The organism is Mucilaginibacter sp. P1_A3, from assembly GCF_056406855.1.
Window position 1 is genome coordinate 34,092 of sequence record NZ_JBFTZJ010000014.1, and the last position, 12,342, is coordinate 46,433.

Below are 12,342 nucleotides of genomic sequence, written 5' to 3' on the forward strand. Positions count from 1 at the left end.
TATAAATAAGGCTGTTTTACAAGGATCGCTGTTTGCTGTAATAAGCTTTTACAACATCGGGCAAAAAAGCCTCATATACCGCGGGGTTATTCAAAAGCTGGGTTGCCGAAACAGGTACCATTTTACGGGGCTCACTAAAAATAACACTTTCGCAATTTAAAAACCTGCACATGTAAGCGCCATACGGTTCCGAAGCAAAGATCACATCAATGGGTGGCAACTTTACCTGCAGGTAATTAGCCCAAAGCCGGGATACCCCATCTGCCGATGCAGAAGTATTTGGAGATACAGCTTCGTCGTAATTCAATAAAATGGATTTTACCTTGCTGTTATTTTTATATACCTGCTCAATCCACTCCAACCTTTGGCTACCTGCAATAGGTTCATCATCACTGGCGCTCACCACAACAAACAGCTCGTCGCAATGCTCCAAAGCAAAATCAATTAAGGCAGTATGTCCAATATGCAAAGGCATAAACTTTCCAATAACCAAACCTGTTTTCATACCCTGATTATAAAGTAACGGGCCAAAGTTAAGAAGTATGGTCACATACTATCTTCCATTCTCCTTTAATTTTCTTAAACCAAAGGGTATAATACCCACCCAGGTCGCCCTTAACCCGCTTAAGGTGCCATCCGCCCAAAACAAAAGCGTTAGCAGCATCCAGTACTTTTACCTGCATTATGGTAAATTTAAGCTGCCCCATAGCGGCTTTACCCGGGTAACGTTTTTTATAATTATCAAGCGTAGTTTGCCAGCCATAGGCCGGCGCGGTTTTACCTACAAACACCAGCGAGTCTGATTTCCAGTATCCCTGCATAAAGCCTTCCACATCCGCCCGGTTCCAGGCCAGCTCCTGATTATGCATTACGGTTAATATGGCCTGTTTATCCTGCGCTTGCGAGAGAAAAGAACTTAGGATCAAAAAGAAAACCAGGGTGAGTTTTTTCATAGTTTGAAGATAGGAATTTTGTTTGAACCGGGATTTATCGAATTTATAAATTAACAGCATGAAAAAAAATCCAAAAATTCTTTAATTCTACAATTCCGGTTCACACAAAAAATCAGCTATATTTGAATTTCACTGCCTAACAAAAAACTTACTCTATGAAAAATCAGGTATTAAGCTTCGGCGAAGTTTTATGGGATGCTTTTGGCGATGGTAAAAAAGCTGGCGGCGCGCCAATGAATGTAGCCAGGCATCTGGTACAGCAAGGCGTAAAAGTAGCCTTTGCCAGCTCTGTTGGTATGGATAGCAGCGGCGACGCGCTGATTGGATTCCTAAAATCAAACGATCTTTACTCTGATTTAATCCAGCTGGATGATGAGTTTCCTACCTGCGAGGTTACCGTACAACTGGATAAAAACAACCAGGCAACCTATATCATTCCCCAGCCTGTTTCATGGGATAATATTCAAACTACGGCTGAGCTTAACGCTGCTGCAAAAAAAGCATCCGCCATTGTTTTTGGCAGCCTGGCCTGTAGGTTAACCACCACGCGGGAAACCTTGCTTAACCTGCTTGATGAAACCCCCGCACTTAAAATTTTCGACGTAAACCTACGTCCCCCTCATTTTACACTTTCAACCATAGAAACCCTGGTGGCGCGTGCCGATGTGGTGAAGATGAATGAAGAAGAAGCCAACTTGCTTATAGGTGGCAGCAATAATTCATTAAAAGACCAGATAGCAGAGTTTCGTTCCAAATATCATAATCAAACCATTTGTGTAACGCGTGGCGAACACGGCGCCATAGTTTGGCATGATCATGAGTTTTATGAAAGCCCCGGCTGCCCCGTAAAAGTGGGCGATTCGGTAGGTGCCGGCGATGCATTCCTTGCCACTTTCATTAGCGGTTTATTAGCCAAGCAGCCCATGCAACAGGTTGTTGAAAGAGCTTGTACAGTGGGTGCCTTCGTTGCCAGCCAGCGTGGCGCAAACCCTATTTACCCACCAGAGTTGCTGAATAGCCTGGTTTATATTTAGGAAGAAATTCAAAAAAATTCATGATGTAGGTTTGAAAAAACCTTTTTTGTCATCCTGGAACGCAGTGAAGGATCTGTTATTCGCCATACTTCTTCGCCCTGTACAGTCTGCGAATAGATGCTTCACTCCGTTCAGCATGACAATGGGTTTAAAGAATCCTGTCATCTGAATCTGCATATCTCACAAATTGTCATACTTACCTAACAATTTACTTTAATCCCCGGCACTCCAAACTTTTAAGAATAATTATCCGTTTCTTTATATTAAGAAAGGACGAAATATGCGCGGTTTTGGATTTTCCAAATTTATACCCAACCAGATCCCTAAAGGCGGATTTGAAGAATTACTGAAATTATTTCTGGAATTGCTCAACTATACTTCGGGCGATGCAGGCGAAGCTTTGGCCTGGCTTAATGAGCTTGATAAACAATACAACCTTACCAACGATGATTATGGTATGGGCGATTTTATTGACGAGCTGAAACAAAAAGGCTACCTAAGCGATGACCAACAAACAGGGGGCTTTAACATTACCGCCAAAACGGAGCAAAGTATCCGCCAGTCGGCATTGGAAGAGATCTTTGGCAAACTTAAAAAATCGGGCAAAGGAAATCACATTTCACCTCAATCCGGCCAGGGCGATGAAAAAAACGCAGAACGCCGTGAATTTGAGTTTGGCGATAGTTTGGACCAGATAGACATGACCCAATCTATTCATAATGCACAGGTAAACCACGGCATAGGTGATTTTATGATGACCGAGCGTGATTTGGAAGTAGAGGAAATGGACTATAAAACCCTTACTTCTACCGTGCTGATGATTGATATATCGCATTCCATGATCCTTTACGGCGAAGACCGGATAACCCCGGCAAAAAAAGTGGCCATGGCCCTTGCCGAACTTATCCGCACCAAATACCCCAAGGATACTTTAGATATTGTTGTATTTGGCAACGATGCATGGCCTATAACCCTACAGGATTTGCCATATTTACAGGTTGGCCCTTATCATACCAATACTTATGCCGGTTTAGAACTGGCTACCGACTTGCTGCGACGTAGAAAAACGCACAACAAGCAAATCTTTATGATCACGGATGGTAAACCCACTTGTTTAAAAGAGGGTACCAAGTACTATAAAAACAGCATTGGCCTTGATAGAAAAGTGGTGAACAAAACCCTTAATATGGCTGCCCAGTGCAAGCGCCTAAAAATACCTATCACCACTTTTATGATAGCAAAAGACCCGTACCTGCAGCAGTTTGTACGTCAGTTTACAGAAACTAACGGCGGCAAGGCTTTTTACAGTTCATTGAACGGCCTCGCCGAATACATTTTTGAGGATTATATAAAAAACAGAAGAAAAACAGTGAGATAGTTTTTAGTCGGGAAGCCCAAAAGTCCGGGAAGTCCTAAAGAAGGAAAACTATTATAAAACTTATATTGATAAAGAAACTTTCGGACTTTCGGTCTTTCCGACGTCCGGACTACAAATAAAACATGAGTAAATTATTAGATATAAAAACCCTCGGTCAGCTAAAAAAATCTGCTTACAAAAGCCGTTCGGTTAAAGATGAATTACGTGCCAACCTTATTGAGCAACTTAAAAAACGCGAAGGTGGCTTTGAAGGCATAATCGGTTTTGAGGATACCGTTATTCCTGATCTGCAAACCGCCATACTATCGCGCCACAATATTTTATTATTGGGTTTACGCGGCCAGGCTAAAACCCGTATTGCACGTTTATTGATCAACCTGTTGGATGAATATGTGCCTTACATCGAAGGATCTGATTTATTTGATGACCCTTACCACCCTATATCATGGTATGGCCATAGTACCATAACCGAAAAGGGCGACGATACCCCTATCGGCTGGATCCACCGGTCTGAACGGTATACAGAAAAATTGGCTACGCCAGATGTTACCGTTGCTGATTTAATTGGTGATGTTGACCCTATAAAAGCGGCAACATTAAAATTAACCTACTCTGACGAACGCGTTATCCACTTCGGATTAATTCCGCGTGCTCACCGTGGCATTTTCGTGATCAACGAATTGCCCGATTTGCAGGCCCGTATCCAGGTTTCATTATTTAACATATTACAGGAACGGGATATCCAGATACGCGGGTTTAAACTGCGTTTACCATTAGATATTCAGTTTGTATTCACCGCCAACCCCGAGGATTATACCAACCGTGGCTCCATCGTTACGCCGCTTAAAGATCGTATTGAAAGCCAGATATTGACGCATTACCCACGCACGGTTGAAATTTCAAGAAAAATAACCCAACAGGAAGCTTCCCTTACCCCGGAGCAGCTTAGCACCGTCGAGGCAGATAGCCTGGTTAAAAACCTGATTGAGCAAATAGCTTTTGAGGCACGCAGTTCTGAGTATATTGATAAAAAATCGGGCGTATCTGCACGTTTAACTATTTCGGCCTATGAAAACCTGATCAGCAATGCAGAGCGCCGCATGATCATGAACCATGAGTCAAATACATTTGTACGCATAACCGACTTTTTGGGTGTTATCCCTGCCATAACCGGTAAAATTGAGCTGGTTTATGAAGGTGAGCTGGAAGGTCCCGGCAAGGTGGCCAATATATTGATAGGCAAAGCCATTAAAACCACACTGCTTGAATTTTTCCCAGATCCGGAAAAGGCTAAGAAAGCAAAAGGTGTAAACCCTTATGCCAGCATTATCAACTGGTTTGGCGAAGGCAACAACCTGGCTTTGGTTGATGATATGTCATTAATTGACTACAAAAAAGAGCTTAATGAAGTTGCGGGGCTAAAAGACCTTGTTAAAAAACTACACCCGCGCATAACAGAAAACCAGCAATTGTTGCTGATGGAGTTTGTACTGCATGGCCTTTCAGAGTTTTCGCAACTAAACAAAGGATTTTTGGATAATGGCTTCGCCTTCTCGGATATGTTTAACAGCCTGTTTAACCTGCAGCCTGATGAAGATGATCTTGATTTAGACGACGACCGTTATAATTGATACCTTTGCAATAAATGACAGAACAGGCGCTTAACATCATCCTGATTATAGCGGCACTATTGCTTATTGACCTGTATGTATTACATGGTATACGCGGTGCCTTTAAAAATTGGAAATTGCTCAGTAAAAAAGGCTTTACTTTTTTTTACTGGGCAATTAGCATCCTCATTATTGCGGGGCTGCTGGTTGGTGCTTACCTTCATGTAGGCCTTGGCGTACGTGCAGCGGGTCTGCTTGTTTTTTCCCTCATATTTATAGGCAAGCTAACGTTTTTACCTTTCCTGCTAATCGATGACGCGAGAAGGCTGCTGATATGGCGTAAAAACAGATTTAAAAACCTATCTGCAAGAAGCACCGCCCTGGTGCCACCTAACACTATTCCCCGGTCGGAGTTTTTGATGAAAGCCGGTTTATTGGCTGGTGCCGTGCCTTTAGCTGCCATTAAGGTTGATATGCCCAAAGGCTTATATGATTATCATATAAGATATCAAAACCTATATTTAGCAAACTTGCCCAAAGCTTTTGATGGCATTAAACTGGGCCAGATCTCAGATATCCATTCTGGTAGTTTTTTCAACAAAAAAGCGGTACTGGGTGGTGTTGAAATGTTATTGAAAGAAAAGCCCGATTTTATATTTTTTACCGGCGACCTGGTAAATGGCCAAGCCAGCGAAATGCGGGATTACCAGGATATTTTTGCTAAAGTTAAAGCGCCGCTTGGTGTTTATTCATCACTGGGCAACCATGATTATGGTGATTATGGCGACTGGCCAAACCCCGCCGATAAAAAGAAAAATCACGAGGACCTGATACTCACCCACAAAAACATGGGTTGGGACCTGTTGCTTAACGAGAACCGCCGGCTTAAAGTTGATGGCGAAGAAATAGGAATACTCGGGATAGAAAACTGGGGTGAGTTTAGTCGCTTCCCTAAGTATGGCCGCATGGATCTGGCTACAAAAAACACCGGTGATTTACCTGTAAAGCTCCTCCTCTCACATGATCCTTCTCACTGGCGGGCGCAGGTATTGGCAGATTATCCACAGATAGATGCCATGTTCTCTGGCCATACGCACGGTATGCAATTTGGAGTGCGTTACAAAGATTATCAATGGAGCCCTATTAAATATGTTTACCCCGAATGGGCAGGTCATTACCAACAGGGCAAACAACAATTATACGTAAATGTGGGCTATGGCTTTGTAGGTTTATACGGCAGAGTTGGAATATTACCGGAGATTACGATATTTACATTAAAAGCCGGGGACGATCCTTCTGGAAGTAGAACTTAAGATCAACGCGGGCAGATCATAATCAATGAAAAAAATATTTCAATCCGTTTTTGATTTTCTGCTGTTCAGTAATATCTTCATGTCGCTTTGCGCCGTAGCGCAGGCCTTGGTTACTTTTCACCTCATAGGAACCGCGCCAATTTTATCCGTTTTAGGATTACTTTTTACCTCTACATTAGGCATATACAATTTCTGCATCATTATTACCAAGCCTAAAAAGCCCGAAACATCGCCCTACAAACGTGTGCGCTGGTTTTTTTCGCACTACCGCCTCATGGTAACATTTACCATCGTTTCGCTGCTTTCTCTTATTCCCCTGTTTTTCCTCATCACTACAGAATCAAAAATACTGCTCATCTTTTTGGGTATTTTATCATTTGGTTACAGTTTGCCACTATTTGCCGTTGGCGAACAAAAGTTTGGTTTGCGTAATATACCCGGTTTAAAACCATTCCTCATCACCCTGGTATGGACCATGAGCTGTGTACTTTTCCCTGTGCTTGAAGATATGCACCTTCATGCAACTGATATATCCATGCGCGATACCACTATACTGATTGCTAAACGATTTTTATTCATCGGGGCGCTTACTATACCCTTTGATATCCGCGATTTGTTTGATGACCGCAAAATGGGCCTCAAAACCATCCCCGTGGTCTGGGGCGAAAAAAATGCCTATCTGTTTTGCCAGGTTTTGCTGGCCGGTTATATAGGGCTGCTTTTCCTTTTCAGGGACAACGGTTTCAATGCCGATTTTTTTGCATTAACGCTTACGGTTTTTCTTACTGGCTGGCTTATCTTTAAATCAGACCGGAAGAAGGATGAGTACTATTATTTCTTTTTTATGGATGGTGTGCTGATCCTCCAGTACGTAGTATTGTTAGCCGTTAACCTGATCTTCAAAAGCCATTAATATGGCTGCCAGTTTTAATAATTCCGCCTGGTTTTATGATAGCCTTTCACGGTTGGTTTATGGCAAAGCCATTATAAACGCACAACTTTATTTACTCAGTTTTATAAAGCCTGGCAGTAATATCCTTATAGTTGGCGGCGGCACCGGCTGGATACTGGATGAACTCACAAAACTTCAGCCCTCCGGCTTGCGAATTACGTATGTAGAAGTAGCTGCGGACATGATGGCATTATCCCGAAAAAGAAACACCAATTGCAATAAGGTAGTTTTTATAAATGACGCCATCGAAAACGTAAATATCGCGCAACAATTTGATGTCGCCATCACCCCTTTTTTATTCGATAATTTTGTAGAACAAACTTTAAAAACCGTATTTGATCATATCGATTCGTTGTTAAAACCGAATGGACTATGGCTTAATTGCGATTTTCAGTTAACAGGTAAATGGTGGCAGGAGATCTTGCTTAAAAGCATGTTCCTGTTTTTTAGAACCATATGCGGCATAGAGGCCGGTAAACTACCAGAGATTGAGCGCTGCTTTGCTTTGAATGGCTACGAGATTTTAGATGAAAAGCTGTTTTTTAATGATTTTATAGTGGCGAAGGAGTATAAAAAGCAATAAGCTCAATATAATCGCCACAGCGGCAAAATTCTCCAAATTTCACCTCAGTTTGTAATCCTGAACGCAGTGACGTTTTGAAAGGTTTGTCATCCTGAACGCAGTGAAGGATCTGTTAGCAGACTGTACAGGGCGAAGAAGCATGGCGAATAATAGATTCTTCACTGCGTTCAGGATGACAAAAAGGATTTCTTTCCCATTATAACGATAACGGGAAAAAAACTTTTTTACTGAGTATACACAAACTTATATCCTATCCCTCTCACAGTTTGTAAATACTGCGGCGAATCGGCGTTGGTTTCTATCTTTTTGCGGAGACGAACGATGTGCATATCCAGGGTGCGGGTGTTTACATCGGCGTTGTAGCCCCAAACTTCCATCATTAGTTCTTCGCGGTTAATTACCTTGTTCTTGTTTTTCAAAAAGTAGAGTAATATCCGGTTTTCCAGTATGGTGAGCTCAATTTTGCGGCCATCCCTGATCAATAGGTGGGTATTGGGCAAATGCTCCATGTTGGCAAACTTGTACGATTCTGCCTTTTCGCTATTCAGGCTAAACTTGATCTTGTTATCAATCAACGCTACCAGCACATCCATGTTAAAAGGCTTGGTAATATAATCAGATACCCCAAAGTTGTAGGCTTCAATTTTGTCAACATCCTGCGCCTTAGCGGTCATCAATATCACCAGCTTATCATACCCCTTTTCCCTGATGTTACCACAAACCTCAGAGCCCGGTTTGCCGGGCAGCATCCAATCAAGCAGTACAATATCGGGCTGCTCGGCCAATATCATAACTTCCGCATCGTCGCCGTTATCGGCTTCCAAAACCTTATACCCCTCGGTTTGCAAGCGCTCTGCAACCAGGAAACGCAGGTTTTCATCATCTTCAACCAGCGCAATCTTAATTTCTTTGTTCATAATTTAATTTTCGTTTGGAAGCGTGACTATAAATTCCGAACCCTCATTAATTTTACTGTTAACCACAATCTCTCCGTTCATAAAATTAACCAGCTCTTTACAAAATGCCAAACCCAAACCTACGCTCCCGTTTTGGTTATATTGGTTCTCAATTCTGTAAAACTTTTTAAATACGTTACTCTGTTCATTTTTAGGAATACCTATGCCCCTGTCAATAAAGGCAAACACTATCTTTCCCTTTTTCTGCGTGATGTTTATATTAAGTTCCTTTTGCTTCGGGTGCGAATATTTATAAGCGTTCTCTATCAAATTTTGAAATACACTTCCCAAAAGTACCGGATCGGTATAAAAATCATGTACCCCGTCAATTTTATATTTCAGTTTAAAATCGGGGTATTTAATTTTAAAAGTAGCAATATAACGGCTCACAAAATCATCAATAACAATTTTTTCTTTTTTAATATTGATAGACTTATTTTCGAGTTGGGTGAATGATAACAACTTATTCATCAAATCGTTTAGTTTATCTGCTTCCTCATCCAAAATTTTACCATAATGCTTGCGCTGCCGCTCGGTGAGCTCGCCATCGCCCCTCAGGTTTGAGCCTGCTATTTTTATAACGCTAACCGGCGTTTTAAACTCATGTGTAAAATTGTTAATAAAATCATACTGCAGTTTAAACAGTTTAAGGTTAACATTCAGGTTACGATAAATGAGCCAGCCTATTAACACCAAAAAAAGCGTAATTAATAACACGGCAGCCCCAATGGGCATAAACCTGCGGTTTGTCTCGCTGCTGAGGTATCCCTGTTCCGAACTAAAAAACAATTTATAATCAGAAAACGCGCCGGGGAACGATACCTCGGTTATCAACTTATTCCCATCGCTATCAATAGGATCATATACCACAGGTTGTATAGATACGCTTTGATAAAGCTCATGATGAGTATTTTTTACCTTGAGCAAAAAAGGATCAAGATAAAAAGTCATCATGTTTTGCTTATATGACTCTGATAGCATATCGCGTTGCTGCAATTCGCGGTAAACCTTAACATCCTGCCGGCGTAAAATATTAGTATACGTTATTTTATTAGGTTTAACATCCCAAAATGTTTTGTACAACTCATCCTGGGTTGATACACGGGTGGTATCAGAAAAAGCAATATAATTGCTCAACTTGGCTGCCATCTCCCTAAAATCAGATTCATCGGCAGGGCGTAGCTGCTTTGCTCCCCATATTTTACCCTTTTTATGACCATACAGGTAAGTACCCTTTAGCGAGATCTTCAGGCTATTTCTTTGGATTGATATTGGCGCCGAATGCCCGCCGATGAGTGCATCATAAAATACCACTCTTTTTACAAAACCATAATCATGAAACACAGATGCTGCATACTTAGCCGCCGATGCCGAATCAAGGAAACCCTGGTAGGATGTTATTTCGGGTATTTTATTCTGAAAAAAGTCATTGTAAGGTTTAATGGTTTGCTCCAATACCTCAATCTTTTTTGAAGCAAACTCATTTTCAACATATTTTGATGTAAGGTTATAAGATATAAAAAGCGCGACAACAAAAGTTATGGATATGAGCACCAGAAAAATGATGATCAGCGAAAAGTTTTTGCGGTAAACATGTTTTTGTGCCGGCATAACCACTATGGTTTAACCCTCATATTATAATCCAGGAATTTTTCTATTTCGGTGTACATTTCAAGGCGGTTGCGCTCGCTCCTAAAGAAAGCGCGTTCATTAGGCTTTAAAAAATACTTTACATCTACATCATGCTTACGCAATTCGCGTACAAATTGGTTCAATTCGCTGATGTTGGCCCGCTGATCTTTAGCCCCCTGGAAAATAATTAACGGCACTTTTATCTTATCCGTATGAAAAACCGGAGAAATCGCTCTAAACTGATCGGCATCCGTTTCAGGGTTACCAACCATTTCATAGGTCATTTTTAAATAGGGTTTAAAAAACGGCGGGGCATCTTTAATGTAGGTAAAAAAGTTGATCAACCCATACTGTACAACCGCGCAGCTATATAACTCCGGATGGAAGGATACGCCGTACAAAGCAGAGAAGCCACCAAAGCGACCGCCAAAAATGGCAATCTTTTTAGGGTTCGCTATCTTTTTATTTATAAGCCAGTGCACACCATCGGTTATATCATCCTGTATCTTACCCCCTACCTGCTTATAGCCGGCACTCCTGAAAGCCTTACCATACCCGGTTGATCCGCGGTAATTAACCTGGAAAACGGCATAGCCGCGGTTGGCCAAAAACTGCACCTGCTCGTCATACCCCCATGAATCACGCGCCCAGGGGCCATCATGCGGCATTACCACTACGGGTAAGTTAGTTTTTTTATTACCCAACGGCATGGTTAAATATCCATTAATGGTGAGCCCATCTCTTGCCTTGTATGATATAGGCTGCATGGCACAAAGCTCATCAGGTACCAGCGACGAGTTGAGATCACCCAGCTTTGTTAATTTACCGGTAGTTTTTTCATACAGGTAATAGGAGCCTGGGTTACGGTCGGTATAAGTATTCAATATAAACCTGTTCTCTGAACTATCGCGGTCAACTACCTTAATTTCGTAGCCTTTTAACTGTTGTTGCAAATTGTAATAAGTATGCTCAATATCGGGCACCAAAAAATGCTTACGGGGCTTGGCTTCTTCCCAGCTGATGAACTCAACACGATGTTTGTTTTTAGAATACTCCACATACGTTACATCGGCTTTGTTGCAACTAAAAATAGTTTTTTGCTCCTTCCCATCTTCCGCGTTAATTTCAACAAGGGCCACCTTATCACGATTCACGTTTGATAGCGCGTAGAAATTGTTTTTTACCCCCGTAAAAGCGATAGGCCTTACCGAATTTTTAAAATTATTTTGAATGATAGGCTTAAAGGGAGTAGCATCATCAGGGCGGTATAAAATAGCCTCGTCAACTCCATCTGATGCTTTAACCAGGCGAATTTTTCCATCAGCATCCGGAAACCACTCTGTTATATTACCCGGGTTAACCAGGTAAGGGGTAAGCACACCGGTTTTAATATTAAGCCGGTACACGTCAAAATTAGCCGGGTCGCGCTTATTCATCTTTATGGTAATCAGGTCTGGCTGCTGCCTGTTGCGGTTAACCAGGTTTACCCTCACTTTTTCCAGCGATAGTATGGTGCGTACTTTATGTGTTGATACATCAAGCGCGTACATGATAAAACCATCATTTGCTACAATATCCTGGTTAAATACAAGTTGGTTATTATAGGTCCAAAAATAATCATTACGTACCGGGTAATCCTCAAATGAGGTTTCCATATGTTCAGTACCATCTGCCAGCGATTGGATAAACAGGTTCTGCTTATCCTTGTAAGGTTTTAAATAAGATACGTACTTACCATCAGGCGATATTCTGAAGAAGCTTTTCTCGGGCGTTTTAAAAAAATCAACAATAGGAATCTGCTTTACATGATCTTTGCAGGAACATATAACGGTAATTACACCAATAAACAGAAAAATCTTTAACCGGCCCAACATATTTGTTTTAACCTATTTTATTAATCAGGTCAAATTAGATAAAATAAGTTGACGATA

At 41.5% G+C, this 12,342-nt stretch carries 11 protein-coding genes; 6 read left to right on the plus strand and 5 right to left on the minus strand.

Features of this window, described 5'->3' with window-relative positions; translation table 11 throughout:
- Positions 1–16: 16 nt before the first annotated feature.
- Both AC1D0K_RS26050 and AC1D0K_RS26055 read right to left on the minus strand, forming a co-directional pair.
- Positions 17–505 (minus strand): adenylyltransferase/cytidyltransferase family protein, encoded by a 489-nt coding sequence (locus AC1D0K_RS26050; protein ID WP_295717503.1) that lies wholly within the window; start codon positions 503–505, stop codon positions 17–19.
- Positions 506–533: 28 nt separating this feature from the next.
- Positions 534–953 carry a YybH family protein gene (locus tag AC1D0K_RS26055; protein WP_477392328.1) on the minus strand — a complete coding sequence of 140 codons (420 nt, stop codon included), beginning with the start codon at positions 951–953 and terminating at the stop codon, positions 534–536.
- A gap of 155 nt (positions 954–1,108) precedes the next feature.
- Between AC1D0K_RS26055 and AC1D0K_RS26060 the strand changes: the two genes are divergently transcribed.
- From AC1D0K_RS26060 to AC1D0K_RS26085, 6 genes are all read left to right on the plus strand, one after another.
- Complete coding sequence (locus AC1D0K_RS26060) at positions 1,109–1,987, plus strand: carbohydrate kinase family protein (protein WP_477392330.1); 879 nt, start codon at positions 1,109–1,111, stop codon at positions 1,985–1,987.
- 280 nt (positions 1,988–2,267) lie between these two features.
- Positions 2,268–3,365, plus strand: a complete 1,098-nt coding sequence (locus tag AC1D0K_RS26065) for a vWA domain-containing protein (RefSeq protein WP_477392332.1) — start codon at positions 2,268–2,270, stop codon at positions 3,363–3,365.
- Between the two features lie 122 nt (positions 3,366–3,487).
- The gene (locus AC1D0K_RS26070; RefSeq protein WP_295717491.1) at positions 3,488–4,996 is read left to right on the plus strand and encodes a sigma 54-interacting transcriptional regulator; all 1,509 of its coding nucleotides are present in this window, start codon (positions 3,488–3,490) and stop codon (positions 4,994–4,996) included.
- Positions 4,997–5,010: 14 nt separating this feature from the next.
- Positions 5,011–6,288 (plus strand): metallophosphoesterase, encoded by a 1,278-nt coding sequence (locus AC1D0K_RS26075; RefSeq protein WP_477392334.1) that lies wholly within the window; start codon positions 5,011–5,013, stop codon positions 6,286–6,288.
- Positions 6,289–6,313: 25 nt separating this feature from the next.
- Positions 6,314–7,201: a UbiA family prenyltransferase gene (locus AC1D0K_RS26080; RefSeq protein WP_295717485.1), complete on the plus strand. Its 888-nt coding sequence runs from the start codon at positions 6,314–6,316 to the stop codon at positions 7,199–7,201.
- 1 nt (position 7,202) lies between these two features.
- Positions 7,203–7,823, plus strand: a complete 621-nt coding sequence (locus tag AC1D0K_RS26085) for a class I SAM-dependent methyltransferase (RefSeq protein WP_477392337.1) — start codon at positions 7,203–7,205, stop codon at positions 7,821–7,823.
- Positions 7,824–8,047: 224 nt separating this feature from the next.
- Here AC1D0K_RS26085 and AC1D0K_RS26090 read toward each other — a convergent pair whose 3' ends face one another.
- From AC1D0K_RS26090 to AC1D0K_RS26100, 3 genes are read right to left on the minus strand one after another with little or no spacing between them, the layout of a single operon-like run.
- Positions 8,048–8,740: a response regulator transcription factor gene (locus AC1D0K_RS26090; protein ID WP_295717483.1), complete on the minus strand. Its 693-nt coding sequence runs from the start codon at positions 8,738–8,740 to the stop codon at positions 8,048–8,050.
- Between the two features lie 3 nt (positions 8,741–8,743).
- Positions 8,744–10,390, minus strand: a complete 1,647-nt coding sequence (locus AC1D0K_RS26095; protein ID WP_295717481.1) for a sensor histidine kinase — start codon at positions 10,388–10,390, stop codon at positions 8,744–8,746.
- 5 nt (positions 10,391–10,395) lie between these two features.
- Positions 10,396–12,285 (minus strand): alpha/beta hydrolase family protein, encoded by a 1,890-nt coding sequence (locus AC1D0K_RS26100; RefSeq protein ID WP_477392340.1) that lies wholly within the window; start codon positions 12,283–12,285, stop codon positions 10,396–10,398.
- Positions 12,286–12,342: the final 57 nt, after the last annotated feature.